The following is a 15,982-nucleotide window of genomic DNA, read 5'->3' on the forward strand; positions in this document are numbered from 1 at the left end:
ATTAACTCAGCACCGCAAACCCCTGTGGGAGCGAGCTTGGTCCGGGCGGCGTTCCGACGATGACGGATTTACATTCAACAATGATGTTGACTGATACGCCGCTATCGTCGGAACGCCGCCCGGACCAAGCTCGCTCCCACAGTTGTTCTCTGTACACAGTCAACGCCACTGTTCCCGTGAAGCGACGATGCAGGCAAGATGAAGGTCTGCAAGTCAGAACACAGGATGCTGATCGTGACCGAAGCTTTTATTGTCGTTCAAACCGCCGAGCAAGCCGTGGACCGGCTTGCACACTTGCACAATCGTGCAACCACCGCGCTGAGCCAGGCGCTCAAGCGCTACCTCAAGGATCGCGTCGAGCCCGATGCCGAACAGCGCTCGATGTTCCGCTATCCCGAATTGCGCCTGACCTACCACTGCCAGGGCGAAGTCCCGCAGACCACCCGTGCCTATGCCAAGGTCCAACTGCCGGGCACCTACAGCGTCACCGTCACCCATCCGTCGGCTTTTCGTAAATACCTGCTGGAACAGCTCGTTCCGTTGATGCACGACTTCACCGTGACGGTGGAAGTCGGTGTCAGCCAGCAGAACATCCCGTATCCGTATGTGGTCGAGCAGGGCGATGAACTGGGAGGTTCTGGCGTCACCGCCGCCGTGCTGGCGCGGGTGTTCCCGAGTACCGACCTGTCGGCCGCGACCGACGGCATTGCCGACGGTTTGTACGACTGGGAAAACACCGATCCGCTGCCCCTGGCGCTGTTCGATGCCGCACGGGTGGATTTCTCCCTGCGCCGACTGGTGCATTACACCGGCAGCGACTGGCGGCATGTGCAGCCGTGGATTCTGCTGACCAACTATCACCGCTACGTCGACCAGTTCATCGTCCATGGCCTGGAGCAGCTGCGCACTGACCCGCGTTTCGTGCGCATGGTGCTGCCGGGCAACGTGATCATCGACAAGAGCATGGACCACGGCGAAGCCTCGGCGATTGCTGCCGGGGTGGTCTGGCACCGCTACCAGATGCCGGCCTATCACCTGATCGCCAGCGATGGCCACGGCGTGACCCTGGTCAACATCGGCGTCGGCCCCTCCAACGCCAAAAACATCACCGACCATCTGGCCGTTTTGCGCCCGCATTGCTGGCTGATGATCGGCCACTGTGGCGGCCTGCGTCAGTCGCAGACGATTGGCGACTACGTGCTGGCCCACGCCTACATGCGTCGCGACGGCATTCTCGACCGGGTGGTGCCGCCGAACATTCCGATTCCGGCCCTGGCCGAAGTGCAACTCGCGCTTCAGCAGGCGGCGGCCAACATCACCGGCGAGAAGGGCGACGAACTGAAAAAACGCCTGCGTACCGGCACCGTGCTGACCTACGACGACCGTAACTGGGAGCTGCGCTGGGCGCAGGAGCGGCCGCTGATCAACCTGTCCCGCGCCGTGGCGGTGGACATGGAAAGCGGCACCATCGCAGCGCAAGGTTATCGTTTGCGGGTGCCGTACGGCACGTTGCTGTGCGTCTCGGACAAACCACTGCACAGCGAAATCAAGCTGCCGGGCTCGGCCAATGCCTTCTATGAACGCGCGGTCAGCCAGCACTTGAAGATCGGTATCGAGGCGGTCGATCTGTTGCGCACCGAACTCAACTCACTGCACTCGCGCAAACTGCGCAGCTTCGACGAGCCACCGTTCCGCTAACGGTTGTCATGGTCATTTGACGGTTGGGGCACTAGCATTAGCAGCCCTGACCGTTAGATGTTTCCTTTCTCATGTCTCGTCCTCCTCAACGTCCCGTTTCCCGCCGCCCTGGCGCGAAACCCTCTCCTTCAGCCCCGCGCCGTGTCGCCAAGGCACCACCGGCCGAGCCGAAGCTGATCCTGTTCAACAAACCTTTCGATGTGCTGACGCAATTCAGTGACGGCGAAGGGCGCGCGACCCTCAAGGATTACATCGATGTACCGGGAATCTATCCGGCCGGAAGGCTGGACCGCGACAGCGAAGGCTTGCTGCTGCTGACCAACGACGGCCAGCTTCAGGCGCGGATCGCCGACCCGAAACACAAGCTTGCCAAGACCTATTGGGTGCAGGTCGAGGGCGAGCCGAGCGCCGAGCAATTGCAGCGCTTGCGTGACGGCGTCGAATTGAATGACGGCATGACCTTGCCCGCCGAGGCGCGGCAACTGGACGAACCCGAACTGTGGCCGCGCAATCCGCCGGTGCGCTTTCGCAAAAGCGTGCCGACCAGTTGGCTGGAGTTGGTGATTCGCGAAGGGCGCAACCGACAGGTGCGGCGCATGACGGCGGCGGTCGGGTTGCCGACCTTGCGTCTGGTGCGGGTCAGGATCGGTGACTGGACGATCGAGGGGCTCGATCAGGGCCAGTGGAAGGAAGTGCCGGCGCGCTTATAACGTTCCGGACTCGATCAGGCCGATCACCACGCTCTTGATCACGAACGCCGCCACGCCCAGGCCCAGCACGAAGAACAGGATGAACGAGCCAAAGCGCCCGGCCTTGGACTTCTTCGCCAGATCCCAGACGATGAAACCCATGAAAATGATCAGGATGCTGACCAGTCCGGTCATCATCCACTCTTCGAAAACGGCAGGATCCATCGAACATCTCCAGCGCGGGCGTGGCTAAAAGGGCGCGGGGAGTATACGCCTGCGCGGGTTCGCGCTGTATTGACCTGCGGCGGTGTGTCGCAGCTATTCGTCGCCTGTGCCGGCCTCTTCGCGAGCAAGCCCGCTCCCACATTGGATCTTCTGACCGATAGAGATTAACTGTGGGAGCGGGCTTGCTCCGGGCGGCGTTCCGACGATGGCGTCTTCAGCTACGCAGATGAGTCAAAGGCAGTTCGGTGCTGTTCAACACCTGATTCAACACAAAACTCGAACGTACGCTGGTCACGCCTTCAATCCGCGTCAGATGCCCCAGCAGCAGTTTCTGGTAGTGGTCCATGTCCGGCACCACGACCTTGAGTTGATAGTCGGCATCCATCCCGGTCACCAGGCTGCATTCGAGTACCTGGGGCAGGGTGCGGATGGCCGCTTCGAAATTCTCGAAACGCTCCGGCGTGTGACGGTCCATGCCGATCAGCACGTAAGCGGTCAGGCTCAGGCCCAGCATCTTGCGGTCGAGCAGGGCGACCTGGCGGGAAATGTAGCCGTCGTCTTCCAGTTGCTTGACCCGCCGCGAACACGGCGAAGGCGAAAGGCCGATGCGCTCGGCCAGCTCCTGGTTGGAGATGCGTGCGTCGCGCTGCAATTCCGCCAGAATACTCAGGTCGTAACGGTCGAGCTTGCTCATCAAACGGTCCTTTGTCGTAACTATTGCGGAGGATTATGTATCCGAGGTTAAAAATTGCGCAAGTGATGTTTAATTCAGCAATCTTCGCAATCCTCTGCCGACGCTCTCGGCCTATTCTTATCACCAGAATCACTGCTCGGACAAACAGTCCAGTGCGGCTCGCCGAATCAGGCCCGCCGCGGTCGCCACCCCCACCGGGGATGTGCCGGCCCCCGAGCTGCACACTGTCCAGAAGACGGCGTGAGGTGAGCCGACGCCACAAGTGTCGAGCCAGGACGAAGTTCTCTAAGGGGAGGCCGACGGGTCTCCCCTTTTTCTTGCATGTGGAATTTGACCCGCTGGCCTCAGTAAATAAGTTGCGTGACAGATAATCTGTCGCAGAACCGGCCAGCGCTTTCCCAGTCTTACGTACAGGCCCTTACCCGCAATGAGGTAAAGCATGAAATCGCGCATCTGGCGTTTGGCCGGTGTTGGTTTGCTGTGTGTCAGTGTCTCCGTGCAAACGATGGCCGATGAGCCGCAAAACCGTGGCCATGATGGCGGGCAACACGGCCAGGGTGGGCATCAGGGCGATAGCCAGGGCCATGGTGGCAGCAACCAGCCGCATCCGCAAAACGGCCAGCCGCAGAACCAGCCCCGTGCGCAGAAAAACGACAACCGCCAGTACGATCACAACAGCCAGAATCAACGTCAAAACAATGACCAGAGGCAGAACCGTCCAGCGCCGGATTTCAACAGCCAGGTGCGCTCGCCGCTACCTATGCCGCAGATGCCGGCCACTGACATGCCAATCCAGCCCCGGCCCGACACCGTGCACCAGACCCAGCAGCCGCAGCGCGGTTACTACCAGGACCAGCCACGTCGCAACGATTACAACCAGCGCTGGAATGGCTACACAGTCGCACCGTCCTATGACAATCACTTGCAGGGGCGCCCGAGTGGCCATGGTTACGGCTGGGGACCAGGCCCCAGGTATCGCCCCGGCCAGGTGATCGACCGCTTCCCCGAGCGCAACTACCGCGTGCCTTACCGTGGCATGGACTACTACTATTCCGGTGGCTACTGGTATCGCCCGCTGGGCCCCCGTTATGAGGTGATAGAGCCGCCGCGCGGGATTCGCGTCAGATACCTGCCCGATTACGCCCAGCAAGTGTGGATAGGCGGGGTGCTGTTATTCGTGGCGGCCGGTTCGTATTACGCCTATCAGCAAAGCACTCAGGACTACGTTGTGGTCGAGCCGCCGGTTGGCCAACCGCAGTCGCAACCGCCAGCCGGCAACAGTGGTTATGACGTGGAGGCGTATCCAGCCAACGGTCAGTCGCCGGAGCAGGTCAGTCGGGATGGCTACGAGTGTTATCAATACGCGGTGCAGCAGAGTGGTTTCGATCCACGAACCGCCACCTACCAGCCAGATCCGTCGGTGGTGCAAGCCTACCGACAGGCCCAGGGCAACTGCCTGAGCAGTCGCGGTTATCAGGTGACTTACTGATCCCGGGCGGCTTTGACCACTTCCTGCGGGTCGGCGTGCACCAGCACTTCGGCCCGCGGGTAGGCGCTGTGAATCGCCGCGGCAGCCTGATCGCTGATGCCGTGGGCAACGGATAACGTCAGCTCCCCCGGTAACTCCAGATGCAACTGCACAAACCATTGATTGCCGGAGATCCGCGTGCGCAGGTCATGGGCACCCAGCACACCGGGCACGCTGCACGCCAACTCCAGCATGTGCTGGCTGACCTCCGGCGGCAGTTCTTCATCCATCAACACCGCAAAGCTCTCCCGAGCGATCTGCACCGCGCTCCATAGAATGTAGGCAGCGATCCCCAGGCCGAACCAGGGGTCGACCTGATGCAGGCCAAACCCGGCCAACACCAGCGCGATCAGAATACTGCCGTTGAGCAGCATGTCCGAGCGGTAGTGCAGGGAGTCGGCGCGCACCGCGTTGGAACCGGTGGCCTTGACCACCCGATGTTGAAACATCAACAACGCCAGGGTCAGCACGAGGGAGAACACAATCACGCCGATACTGATCCACGGTGCGCCGACCGGTTCGGGATGTTTGAGCCGATCATAGGCCTGCAATGCAATCAGCACCGCACTGCCGCCAATGAACAATGCCTGGGCCATGCCCGCCAACGACTCGGCCTTGCCGTGCCCGTAGCGGTGATCATTGTCGGCGGGGCGCAGGGCGTAATGCACCGCCAGCAGGTTGAGCAATGACGTGACGCCGTCGAGTGTCGAGTCGGTGAGCCCGGCGAGCATGCTCACCGAGCCGCTCAGCCACCAGGCGATGGCTTTGGCGACGATCAGGATGCACGCCACCGCCACCGAGGCACGGGTCGCCAGCCGCAGCAGGCGGGCGTGTTCGGAGCTGGAGGTCATAGGGGTCATCGTTCCTTGAAGAGTCCTTTCGCGTGGAGGGATTACGCGGCCGGTTGCAGGCCGAACATCGCCAGTTGTTGGGCGCTGCCTTTGCTCTGGATCAGGCGTGGATCGTCCAGCGGGAAGCTGCGGCCCAGTTCGCTTTCCAGAATAGTCTGCAACTTGCGGTTATCGACTTTGCCGTCGGGTCCGATGGCGTCCTTGAGTTTTTGCGGGTCGACCTGGGCGGTTTTACCCGGCTCGAAGTAAATCGCGCCGGTGGCGAAGTCCACGGCAAAAGCGATCAGGCCGGGGATGATGTAGAACAGCAGGCCCACGGCATCGAGCGCGGCGATGGCCGGGTCGATCTTGCCTTCGATCTGGCCACGGCGATCGGGGTAGAAGATCGACCCGCAGGCGGTCACTTGAGTCAGCAAGGTTGCGACCAGAACACCGCCAATCAGGCGAAAGGGAGCACGCATATGAAATCTCCTGAGTAATCTCGAAACGAAACGTCGTCGGTATGAATTAAGACCCTGACGAACGCCTTGCAGTTCGCCGTTATACTCGGCCCTCTGTTTGGGAGCCAGCATGATTTCTTTGCCGATCGATGAAGTTTTACCCGCCCTGCGTGAAGCCCTCGCTACACGCCACGAAGCCGTGCTCGAAGCACCACCCGGCGCCGGTAAAACCACCCGCGTGCCTTTGGCCTTGCTCAACGAGCCGTGGCTGGCCGGGCAGACCATCCTGATGCTCGAACCCCGCCGGTTGGCCGCACGCGCAGCGGCGGAACGGCTGGCCAGTGAGCTGGGGGAAAAGGTCGGCGAAACCGTGGGCTATCGCATTCGCCTCGACAGCAAGGTCGGCCCCAATACCCGCATCGAAGTGGTCACCGAAGGCATCCTTACCCGGCGCCTGCAGGATGACCCGGCGCTCGAGGGTGTGGGCCTGCTGATCTTCGACGAATTTCACGAACGCAGCCTCGACGCTGATCTGGCGCTGGCCCTGAGCCTCAATGGCCGCGAACTGTTCCGTGACGATCAGCCGCTGAAAATCCTCTTGATGTCCGCCACGCTCGAAGGCGAACGCTTGGCCGGGTTGCTCGACGACGCGCCGATCCTGCGCAGCGAAGGGCGCATGTACCCGGTGGCGATGCGCTGGGGCCGACCGTTTCAGGCCGGTGAATTCATCGAGCCGCGTCTGGTGCAGACCATCCTCGACGCCTTGAACGACGAGACCGGCAGTGTGCTGGTGTTCCTGCCGGGGCAGGCTGAAATCCGTCGCGTGCATCAGCAACTGGCCGATGCCTTGGGCGAAAGCACTCAGGTCCTGCTGTGTCCGTTGCACGGTGAACTGGACCTCGCCGCGCAACGGGCGGCGATCGATCCGGCACCGGCAGGCAAACGCAAAGTGGTGCTGGCCACCAACATTGCCGAAACCAGTTTGACCATCAATGGCGTGCGCGTGGTGATCGATGCCGGGTTGGCGCGGGTGCCGCGATTCGATCCCGGCAGCGGCATGACCCGCCTCGACACCCAGCGCATTTCCAAGGCCAGCGCTACCCAGCGTGCGGGTCGGGCCGGGCGCCTGGAACCGGGCGTGTGTTATCGCTTGTGGTCACAGGATCAGCACGAGCAACTGGCGGCCTATGGCAGTGCGGAAATCCTTTCGGCGGACCTCGCCGGGCTGGCCTTGCAGCTGGGGCGCTGGGGTGTGACGCCGGGGCAGCTGGTGTGGCTCGACGTGCCGCCCGCCGCCGCGTATGCGCAGGCCCAGGACTTGCTCGAACGCTTGGGCGCACTCGATGGTGAAGCGCTGACCCGTCACGGTCAGGCCATGGCCGAACTGCCGGCGCATCCGCGTATCGCCCATTTGCTTTTGCGTGGCCAGGCGCTGGGATTGGCAGACATGGCTTGCGATGTCGCGGCGCTGCTCGGCGAGCGAGATATCTTGCGCGGTGCCGGGGCGGACTTGCACAGCCGACTGGTATTGCTGTCTGGCGAAGAGCGCGCCGCACGTGGCGCGCAAGGTGGCGTGCAACGCGCACGGCAACTGGCGCGGCAATACCGTGGTTACTTGCGCGGCAAAGCGACGGAGCCGGTCAGCGATCCGGATCACCCGCGCTGGCTCGGTGCGTTGCTGGCTTTGGCCTATCCCGACCGGGTCGCCCAGCAACGGCGCGCCGGTGGCGCGGAGTATCGCTTGGCCAACGGACGTGCCGCACTGTTCGCCGAGGCCGATAGCCTGATGAAGCAACCGTGGCTGGTGATCGCCGATCTGGGCAGTCGCCAGGGCCAGCGTGAGGAGCGGATTTATCTGGCGACGGACTTCGACCCGGCGCTCTTCGATTCCGTGCTGGCCGAGCAAGTTCGCTGTGTCGATCAACTGGATTGGGATGAACGTGAAGGCGTGCTGCGGGCCGAGCGTCAGCGCAAGGTTGGCGAACTGATCCTCAGCCGTGAACCGCTCACCGGCCTCGACGAAAGCGCCCGCAGCCAGGCGCTGGTGAATCTGGTGCGGCGCAAAGGCTTGGAGCTGTTGCCATGGACGCCGGAGCTGCGTCAGTGGCAGGCGCGGGTCGCCTTATTGCGGCAACTGGACCTCGCTGGCAAGGGCGAGAGCGAGTGGCCGGATGTCAGCGACACGGCGTTGCTCAAGAGTCTGGAGCACTGGCTGATGCCGTATCTGGGCAAGGTTTCGCGGCTCAGTCACTTCGCCAATCTGGACCTGTCGAGCATCGTCCACAACCTGCTGCCGTGGCCGTTACCGCAACGGCTGGACGAACTGGCGCCCCATCATTTGAGCGTGCCGTCGGGCTCCTCGATTCGCCTGGACTACAGCGAACAGCCGCCGATTCTGGCGGTGCGTCTACAGGAGTTGTTCGGCCTGGCCGAAACCCCGCGCATCGCCGGAGGCCGGCAGGTGGTCAAGCTGCATCTGTTGTCTCCGGCGCGCCGGCCGGTGCAGGTGACGCAGGACCTGGCCAACTTCTGGCGCAGCACCTACGCCGAGGTGAAGAAGGATTTGAAGGGAAGGTATCCGAAACATTACTGGCCGGATGATCCGCTGGTGGCCGAGGCGACTGCGCGGATCAAACCGCGCAAGTAATCGCATCGCGATTACGTAGGAGCTGCCGCAGGCTGCGATCTTTTGATCTTGAAAAAATCAAAATCAAAAGATCGCAGCCTGCGGCAGCTCCTACAGAGGGTGGTGTGATCTTTCGGATTTCGCCGTGAGTTGTTCGCGGCAATAGTCCGCAAACAACTGCGCCGGCTTGGTCAGTTGCCCGCGCTTGAGCCAGGCCGCCACCAGCCCGGAGCCGGTGACGTCTTCGGCGATGTCCACGCACACCACTTTCTGCCCGTCGTAGGTGCACTCCGAATGCGGCTTGGTCACCAGGATCGAGAAGCCGAAGCCCTGGCCAACCATGCCCCGCACCATCTCGATCGATGGCGAGCTGAAGGCTATGCGTGGGGTCAGGCCCAGCTCATCGAACAGGCTGACGAAATAGGTCCGGCTCGGCTGCACGTCCAGAAGAATCATCGGCTCCAGGCACAGGTCCCGCAGCGACACCTGCGCCTGCTGGGCGAAGCGGTGATCGGCCGGCAACAGCGCGTAAGGTCGTTGCGCCGGCATCAGCGGTTCGGTTGCGATGGTGCCGTCGAGGTCATGTTCATAGAGGATCGCCAGGTCGAACGCACCGGAGGTCAGGCCTTGCACCAACTCTTGTTGCTCGCCGTCGCGGATGCGGATTTCCACCCCCGGGTACAACGCCGAAAACCCGGCGATCAATTGCGGCAGGTACAGCGGCGCGACGGTTTCGAAACAGCCGATATCGATCTGACCGGACACCACGTCGTTGTCGGCCAGGGCGTTCTGTTCGAACTCCTTGGCCATGCGCAGCAGTTCCTGGGCCTTGCGGTAGAAGCGTGCACCACTGGGGGTCAACGACACGCCCTGTGCATGGTGACGAATCAGCAGTTGCACGCCGAAGCTGTCTTCCAGCCCTTTGATGGCCGTGGAGATCGAAGGCTGGGCGATGTACAGCTTGCGCGAGGCCTCGGCGACGCTGCCGCACTCGACGGTGGTGATGAAGTATTTCAGTTGACGCAGATTGTAGGCAGCCACAGCAAACCTCGAGGGAGAACGGATCAGGCATCCTGGCAATTTGCGCGCCACCCCTATCCGCTCGGGTAGCGATTTGTTGTGGTTGAACAATAACCACATGCTGCGCCAGAAGGGAGATTGGCTACGTAGTTTTTTCTTGGCCTGCGAACACATTTTTACTGGTTTTCCACCGCTCGGGCCTGAGCGACTATCCAATACACAAGAATGTCCTCTGGAGCATCTGAACGTGTTCGAGCTTGAGTATTGGCAACGCAAGGCCGCTTCCCTGCGGTTTCCCGACCAGGCCGTAATCGACGGCCAGCGCCGTGCGGCGCAGTCGGGGCAGACTTACGCCGCGATCAACCCTGCCACCGGGCAATGCCTGGCCAACGTTGCCGCCTGCGGCGAAGAAGACGTGAACGCGGCGGTGCGCAATGCGCGGCAAGTGTTTGAAGCCGGCACCTGGTCGGCACGTTCGCCGACCGAGCGTAAACAAGTGCTGTTGCGCCTGGCCGACTTGATTCTTGAAAACCGTGAGGAACTGGCGCTGCTCGACTCGCTGAACATGGGCAAGCCCGTCGTGGACGCCTACAACATCGACGTGCCGGGTGCCGCCGGTGTGTTCCGCTGGTACGCCGAGAGCCTCGACAAACTCTACGACCAGATCGCGCCGAGTTCGCAGAACGTACTGGCGACCATCACCCGCGAAGCCCTCGGCGTGGTGGCTGCCGTGGTGCCGTGGAATTTCCCCCTGGACATGGCCGCGTGGAAACTCGCCCCGGCCCTGGCCGCCGGTAATTCGGTGATCCTCAAACCGGCCGAGCAGTCGCCGTTTTCCGCTTTGCGACTGGCTGAGTTGGCGCTTGAAGCCGGTGTGCCTGCGGGTGTGTTGAATGTGCTGCCGGGCCTCGGCGAGCAGACGGGCAAGGCCCTCGGCCTGCACCCGGACGTCGATTGCCTGGTGTTCACCGGCTCCACCGAAGTCGGCAAATATTTCATGCAGTACTCGGCGCAATCGAACCTCAAGCAGGTATGGCTGGAGTGCGGCGGCAAGAGCGCCAACCTGGTGTTCGCCGATTGCCAGGACCTGGATCTGGCAGCGGAAAAAGCCGCGTTCGGCATCTTCTTCAATCAGGGCGAAGTCTGCTCGGCCAACTCGCGGTTGCTGGTGCAGCGCTCGATTCATGACGAGTTCGTCGAACGTCTCAAGGCTCAGGCCGAACGCTGGTTGCCGGGCGATCCGCTGGACCCGTCGAGCGCCGCCGGAGCCATCGTCGACAGCCGTCAGACCTCACGCATCATGAAGTTCATCCAGCAGGCCGAGCAGCAAGGCGCGACCAAGGTTTGTGGCGGTCGACAGTCGATCTTCAATGGCTCGGACAACTTCATCCAGCCGACGATTTTCACCGGCGTAACCCCGGACATGCCGCTGTTTCGCGATGAAGTGTTCGGCCCGGTGCTAGCGATCACGCCATTCGACGACGAGGCCCACGCCTTGCAGTTGGCCAACGACAGCGTCTACGGTCTGGCGGCCTCGCTTTGGACCGACGACCTCAACCGCGCCCACCGCGTGGCGCGACAATTGCGGGCCGGTACGGTGTCGGTCAACAGCGTCGATGCGCTGGACGTGACCGTGCCTTTCGGCGGCGGCAAGCAGTCGGGTTTCGGCCGCGACTTGTCCCTGCACTCATTCGATAAATACACCCAGTTGAAGACCACCTGGTTTCAATTGCGCTGATAACAAAACGGAGAACTGGCGATGACCACACCACGTGATACCCGCGACTACCAGGCCGCCGACGCTGCGCACCACATCCATGCGTTCGTCGATCAGAAAGCCCTCAACGACGAAGGGCCACGGGTGATGGTCCGTGGCGAACGCCTGCACCTGTGGGACAACGACGGCCGGCGTTACCTCGACGGCATGTCCGGGTTGTGGTGCACCAACCTCGGTTACGGGCGCAAGGACCTGGCCTTTGCTGCGAGCCAGCAACTGGAACAGCTGCCGTACTACAACATGTTTTTCCACACCACCCACCCGCAGGTGATCGAGCTGTCCGAGTTGCTGTTCAGCCTGCTACCGGGTCACTACAGCCACGCGATCTACACCAACTCAGGCTCCGAAGCCAACGAGGTGTTGATCCGCACGGTGCGTCGTTACTGGCAGGTGCTCGGCAAGCCCGAGAAGAAAATCATGATCGGTCGCTGGAACGGTTACCACGGTTCGACCCTGGCCGCGACGGCGCTCGGCGGCATGAAATTCATGCACGAAATGGGCGGCATGATTCCGGACATCGAGCACATCGACGAGCCGTACTTCTTCGCTCACGAGGGCAACCTGACCCCGGCCGAATTCGGTCTGCGTGCGGCCCGGCAACTGGAAGCGAAGATTCTCGAGCTGGGTGCGGACAAGGTCGCGGGCTTCATCGCCGAGCCCTTCCAGGGTGCCGGCGGCATGATCTTCCCGCCGGAAAGCTACTGGCCGGAAATCCAGCGCATCTGTCGCAAGTACGATGTGCTGCTGTGCGCCGATGAAGTGATCGGCGGCTTCGGTCGCACCGGCGAATGGTTCGCCCACGAGTACTTCGGTTTCGAGCCGGACACCCTGTCCATCGCCAAGGGCCTGACCTCGGGCTACATCCCCATGGGCGGCTTGATCCTGTCGAAGAAAATGGCCTCGGTGCTGGTGGAGCAGGGCGGTGTGTTCGCCCACGGCCTGACCTATTCCGGGCACCCGGTGGCGGCGGCGGTGGCGATTGCCAACCTCAAGGCCCTGCGTGACGAGGGCGTGGTGACGCGGGTCAAGGACGACATTGGCCCGTACCTGCAACAGTGCCTGCGGGAAGTGTTCGGCAAGCATCCGCTGGTGGGTGATATCCAGGGCACCGGCATGGTCGCGGCGCTGCAACTGGCCGAAGACAAAAACAGCCGCAAGCGTTTTGCCAACGAGAACGACATTGCGTGGCGCTGCCGTACGATTGGTTTTGAAGAGGGGGTGATCATTCGCTCCACACTGGGGCGGATGATCATGGCGCCGGCGTTGATTGCCAGCCGTGAAGAGATTGATGAGCTGATCGCCAAGGCCTTGAAAGCGGTGGATCGCACGGCGCAGGAATACGGCCGGCTCTGACTTTGTAGTGCTCTAGCGGGCCTCTTCGCGGGCAAGCCCGCTCCCACAGGATTTGTGTCGGCCGCACGTTTTGGGCACGACACATAACCTGTGGGAGCGGGCTTGCCCGCGAATGCTATGGCCGATTCAACACATTTTTCATGTCTTGCACTGAGCTTGTGCATCCTTGCCATTGCCGCTTTTTAGCAGTGCGCGCTAACCAGTTTTTTCATCACTCGCATCCACATATTTCCTCATTTTCCTAATCCCGCCCTTGGGCCAACATCGATCTCGCCAGCCCGCCGAATGCTGCCCGCCGAAGGGTCCCTCAGAGACCACAGGAAGCAGCCGATTCAGGGCTCGCCGTACTGCCCATGACAAAACTAAATCAACAGCTTTGGGAGTGCTCCATGATCAAGTCCTTGCTTACGCGCGTTGCCCATCCACTGGCGATCACCGCCATCGCCGCGACGGTCGCCACCAGCGCCCAGGCCGGCACCCTGTCCATCGGTCATACCACCTGGGTCGGCTACGGCACCCTGTACCTGGCCCAGGACCTTGGCTACTTCAAGGAAAACGGTTTGACCGTCGAGTTGCCAGTGGTCGAAGAAGCGGCGATGTACATGGCCGCACAAGCTTCCGGCGAGTTGTCCGGCTCGGCGTCGACCATCGACGAGGTCCTCAAGTACCGTCCGCAATTCTGCTTCAAGGCCGTGGCCGCGCTGGACGACAGCCATGGTGGCGACGGCGTGCTGGTGGGCAAGGACGTCAAGAGTCTGCAAGAGCTCAAGGGCCAGGCCGTGGCGGTGAACGAAGGGTCGACCTCGCAGTTCTGGTTGTCGTATCTGCTGAAAAAGAACGGCATGAAAATGAGCGACATCACCGTGCAGAACATGACGGCCGATGACGCCGCCACCGCGTTCATCGCCGGTCGTGTACCCGCCGCCGTGACCTGGGAGCCGCACCTGTCGATGGTGCGCGACAAGAAACAGGGCAAGGTGCTGGTCGACAGCAGCAGCACGCCGGGGGTGATCGTCGACGTGGTGGCATTGAACTGCACCGTCATCGAAAAACAGCCGGAAGACGTCAAGGCACTGGTGGCCGGTTTGTACAAAGCCGTGCAGTACACCAAGGATCATCCGCAGGAAGCCTACAAAATCATGGCCAAGGGTGTTGGAGGTTACCTGGCCGATCCGAAGGAACTCGAAGCGGCCGCCCAAGGCGTGCGGTTCTACGATCAGGCCATGAGCGAAAAACTGCTGGGCTCGCCGGGCAAGCCGGGTGACAGCGCACCGCTGATCAAACTGGCCAACGAGACCGCCAGCGAACTGCAAGGCAAACCCTACAACGTCAGTAATGACGACCTGATCGACAACCGTTTCGTCACCCCGCTCTAGGAGGCTGCATGTTCAAGCGCAATTCATGGCTGAGCCGCTGCATCACGCCCAAGACCGGTTTGCCGGTCTCGGTGATCTGGAGCGCGAGCGGCCTGGCCTGGGTGCTGTTGGTCGGCCTGTGGGCCGGTTTGTCCTATGGTGGCGTGGTGCCGGGCATGTTCCTGCCGACGCCGGGCGCGGTGGTCGAGGCCGCCGTGCGCCTGGGTCGCGACGGCACCCTCGGCCAGCATGTGTGGGCCAGCGTCGAAGTGGTGATGGTCGGATTCATCGTGTCGTCCCTGGTGGCGGTGCCGCTGGGACTGTTGATGGGCAGCTTCCGCATCGTCCAGGCGTTCCTGGAGCCGCTGGTGAACTTCATTCGCTACCTGCCGGTGACCTCGTTCGTGCCGCTGTTCATCCTGTGGATCGGCATCGGTCTGGAGCAGCGGGTATCAGTGATCATTTTCGGCGTGTTCTTCCAGCAACTGGTGATGATCGCGGACGTGTCCAAAGGCATCTCCAAGGACCTGATCAACGCTTCCTACACACTCGGTTCGAACCGTCGTGATGCGGTGCTGCACGTGATCGCTCCGGCTTCCCTGCCGGGCGTACTCGACACTCTGCGCGTGACCATGGGCTGGGCCTGGACTTACCTGGTGGTGGCTGAACTGGTCGCCGCTTCCAGTGGCCTGGGTTACCTGAGCCTCAAGGCCATGCGTGGCTTCCAGGTGGATGTGATTTTCCTCGCCATCGCGATCATCGGCCTGCTGGGCCTGGTCACCGATCAACTGTTCCGTTTCCTACGTCTGAGGATCACCGCATGGGCTCAGTAACCGCCGCCACTCATCGTTTTGTCGCCCCTCAGGCTGCCCCGGTGAACGCGCCACGACTGAAGGTGGACAAGGTCAGCCTGAGTTACAGGAAACCCGATGGCGGTACATTTACCGCCTTGGAGGAAGTGTCGTTCGAGGTGCCGGACCAGCAATTCGCCGTGCTCGTCGGGCCGTCGGGCTGCGGCAAGTCGAGCCTGCTGTACCTCACCGCCGGCCTGGCCGAACCGACATCAGGCGAGATCTACGTCGGCGGCCAACAGGTGGAGGGCCCCGGTGCGGATCGCGGCATGGTGTTCCAGAGCTACACGCTGTTCCCGTGGCTGACGGTGCGGCAGAACGTCGAGTTCGGCCTCAAGCGGCGCGGCATGCCGGCGGCGCAACGCAAGGACATCGTCGACTACTACGTCAACGAAGTAGGTCTGAGCGGCTTTGCCGACAACTACGCCAAGCAGTTGTCCGGCGGCATGATGCAGCGCGTCGCCATTGCCCGCGCGCTGGCCAATGATCCGCAGATCCTGCTGATGGACGAGCCTTTCGGCGCCCTCGACAGCCAGACGCGCCTGCAAATGCAGCAGTTGCTGCTGCGGGTGTGGGGCAACAGCAAGAAGACGGTGTTGTTCGTGACCCACGACATCGACGAGGCGATTCTGCTCGGCGACCGGGTCTACGTCATGGGCGCCAGGCCAGGACGGATCAAGCAGATCCTCGATGTACCGATCGAACGTCCACGCAACCTGGACATGGTCATGGAGCGCTCGTTCATCGAAATGAAGCGCGAGATCTTCGGGCTGCTGCATGACGATCTGGAAGAGGTGCATTAAACCTGATTCGAGCCGATGCACCATCCTTGTGGGAGCGAGCTTGCTCGCGATAGCGATTTGTCATTCAACAAT

General features: G+C 62.0%; 14 protein-coding genes. 9 read left to right on the forward strand and 5 right to left on the reverse strand.

Annotation, left to right across the window (positions count from 1 at the left end; all coding sequences use genetic code 11):
- The first annotated feature begins 198 nt into the window (after positions 1-198).
- Both amn and PMI34_RS07050 read left to right on the forward strand, forming a co-directional pair.
- On the forward strand, positions 199-1,698 hold the full coding sequence (gene amn / locus PMI34_RS07055; protein ID WP_177318815.1) for an AMP nucleosidase: 1,500 nt from the start codon (positions 199-201) through the stop codon (positions 1,696-1,698).
- A 71-nt stretch (positions 1,699-1,769) separates the two neighbouring features.
- Positions 1,770-2,408, forward strand: coding sequence for a pseudouridine synthase (locus tag PMI34_RS07050; RefSeq protein ID WP_008052411.1), 639 nt, complete (start codon positions 1,770-1,772; stop codon positions 2,406-2,408).
- Here the strand turns inward: PMI34_RS07050 and PMI34_RS07045 are convergent.
- Positions 2,403-2,612 (reverse strand): DUF2788 domain-containing protein, encoded by a 210-nt coding sequence (locus PMI34_RS07045; RefSeq protein ID WP_007937369.1) that lies wholly within the window; start codon positions 2,610-2,612, stop codon positions 2,403-2,405. The two genes, PMI34_RS07050 and PMI34_RS07045, sit on opposite strands and share 6 nt — an antisense overlap.
- A gap of 214 nt (positions 2,613-2,826) precedes the next feature.
- Entirely contained in the window at positions 2,827-3,306 is a 480-nt protein-coding gene (locus PMI34_RS07040; RefSeq protein ID WP_007937367.1) for an Lrp/AsnC family transcriptional regulator, read from the reverse strand.
- Between the two features lie 439 nt (positions 3,307-3,745).
- Between PMI34_RS07040 and PMI34_RS07035 the strand changes: the two genes are divergently transcribed.
- Entirely contained in the window at positions 3,746-4,795 is a 1,050-nt protein-coding gene (locus PMI34_RS07035) for a DUF6515 family protein (RefSeq protein ID WP_008052412.1), read from the forward strand.
- On the opposite strand, the gene PMI34_RS07030 is transcribed toward PMI34_RS07035, so the two are convergent.
- Both PMI34_RS07030 and PMI34_RS07025 read right to left on the reverse strand, forming a co-directional pair.
- Positions 4,789-5,685 carry a cation diffusion facilitator family transporter gene (locus PMI34_RS07030; RefSeq protein ID WP_008052413.1) on the reverse strand — a complete coding sequence of 299 codons (897 nt, stop codon included), beginning with the start codon at positions 5,683-5,685 and terminating at the stop codon, positions 4,789-4,791. The genes PMI34_RS07035 and PMI34_RS07030 overlap by 7 nt on opposite strands.
- Before the next feature lie 41 nt (positions 5,686-5,726).
- The gene (locus PMI34_RS07025; RefSeq protein ID WP_008022979.1) at positions 5,727-6,146 is read right to left on the reverse strand and encodes a hypothetical protein; all 420 of its coding nucleotides are present in this window, start codon (positions 6,144-6,146) and stop codon (positions 5,727-5,729) included.
- 109 nt (positions 6,147-6,255) lie between these two features.
- On the opposite strand from PMI34_RS07025, the gene hrpB reads away from it, so the two are divergent.
- Positions 6,256-8,772 carry an ATP-dependent helicase HrpB gene (gene hrpB / locus PMI34_RS07020; protein ID WP_008052415.1) on the forward strand — a complete coding sequence of 839 codons (2,517 nt, stop codon included), beginning with the start codon at positions 6,256-6,258 and terminating at the stop codon, positions 8,770-8,772.
- A gap of 90 nt (positions 8,773-8,862) precedes the next feature.
- On the opposite strand, the gene PMI34_RS07015 is transcribed toward hrpB, so the two are convergent.
- Positions 8,863-9,792, reverse strand: a complete 930-nt coding sequence (locus tag PMI34_RS07015; protein ID WP_008052416.1) for a LysR family transcriptional regulator — start codon at positions 9,790-9,792, stop codon at positions 8,863-8,865.
- Positions 9,793-10,018: 226 nt separating this feature from the next.
- On the opposite strand from PMI34_RS07015, the gene PMI34_RS07010 reads away from it, so the two are divergent.
- The 5 genes from PMI34_RS07010 (at position 10,019) to PMI34_RS06990 (ending at position 15,910) form a co-directional block, all read left to right on the forward strand.
- The gene (locus tag PMI34_RS07010; protein WP_008052417.1) at positions 10,019-11,509 is read left to right on the forward strand and encodes an aldehyde dehydrogenase; all 1,491 of its coding nucleotides are present in this window, start codon (positions 10,019-10,021) and stop codon (positions 11,507-11,509) included.
- Positions 11,510-11,530: 21 nt separating this feature from the next.
- Entirely contained in the window at positions 11,531-12,901 is a 1,371-nt protein-coding gene (locus tag PMI34_RS07005) for an aspartate aminotransferase family protein (protein WP_008052418.1), read from the forward strand.
- 389 nt (positions 12,902-13,290) lie between these two features.
- The gene (locus PMI34_RS07000) at positions 13,291-14,277 is read left to right on the forward strand and encodes an ABC transporter substrate-binding protein (RefSeq protein ID WP_008052419.1); all 987 of its coding nucleotides are present in this window, start codon (positions 13,291-13,293) and stop codon (positions 14,275-14,277) included.
- A gap of 8 nt (positions 14,278-14,285) precedes the next feature.
- Positions 14,286-15,089, forward strand: a complete 804-nt coding sequence (locus PMI34_RS06995) for an ABC transporter permease (protein ID WP_007990681.1) — start codon at positions 14,286-14,288, stop codon at positions 15,087-15,089.
- Complete coding sequence (locus PMI34_RS06990) at positions 15,077-15,910, forward strand: ABC transporter ATP-binding protein (RefSeq protein WP_008052420.1); 834 nt, start codon at positions 15,077-15,079, stop codon at positions 15,908-15,910. Before PMI34_RS06995 ends, PMI34_RS06990 begins: the two co-directional genes overlap by 13 nt.
- The last annotated feature ends 72 nt before the right edge of the window (positions 15,911-15,982 follow it).

The organism is Pseudomonas sp. GM74, assembly GCF_000282455.1.
Taxonomy (GTDB): Bacteria; Pseudomonadota; Gammaproteobacteria; order Pseudomonadales; family Pseudomonadaceae; genus Aquipseudomonas.

What these genes read in the sequence shown, in the direction of transcription:
- PMI34_RS07035 (WP_008052412.1), top strand. Translation starts at nt 3,746, where the DNA reads ATGAAATCGCGCATCTGGCGTTTGGCCGGTGTTGGTTTGCTGTGTGTC.
- PMI34_RS07025 (WP_008022979.1), bottom strand. Translation starts at nt 6,146, where the DNA reads ATGCGTGCTCCCTTTCGCCTGATTGGCGGTGTTCTGGTCGCAACCTTG.
- PMI34_RS06995 (WP_007990681.1), top strand. Translation starts at nt 14,286, where the DNA reads ATGTTCAAGCGCAATTCATGGCTGAGCCGCTGCATCACGCCCAAGACC.
- PMI34_RS07045 (WP_007937369.1), bottom strand. Translation starts at nt 2,612, where the DNA reads ATGGATCCTGCCGTTTTCGAAGAGTGGATGATGACCGGACTGGTCAGC.
- PMI34_RS07005 (WP_008052418.1), top strand. Translation starts at nt 11,531, where the DNA reads ATGACCACACCACGTGATACCCGCGACTACCAGGCCGCCGACGCTGCG.
- PMI34_RS07040 (WP_007937367.1), bottom strand. Translation starts at nt 3,306, where the DNA reads ATGAGCAAGCTCGACCGTTACGACCTGAGTATTCTGGCGGAATTGCAG.
- PMI34_RS07030 (WP_008052413.1), bottom strand. Translation starts at nt 5,685, where the DNA reads ATGACCTCCAGCTCCGAACACGCCCGCCTGCTGCGGCTGGCGACCCGT.
- PMI34_RS06990 (WP_008052420.1), top strand. Translation starts at nt 15,077, where the DNA reads ATGGGCTCAGTAACCGCCGCCACTCATCGTTTTGTCGCCCCTCAGGCT.
- PMI34_RS07050 (WP_008052411.1), top strand. Translation starts at nt 1,770, where the DNA reads ATGTCTCGTCCTCCTCAACGTCCCGTTTCCCGCCGCCCTGGCGCGAAA.
- hrpB (WP_008052415.1), top strand. Translation starts at nt 6,256, where the DNA reads ATGATTTCTTTGCCGATCGATGAAGTTTTACCCGCCCTGCGTGAAGCC.
- amn (WP_177318815.1), top strand. Translation starts at nt 199, where the DNA reads ATGAAGGTCTGCAAGTCAGAACACAGGATGCTGATCGTGACCGAAGCT.
- PMI34_RS07000 (WP_008052419.1), top strand. Translation starts at nt 13,291, where the DNA reads ATGATCAAGTCCTTGCTTACGCGCGTTGCCCATCCACTGGCGATCACC.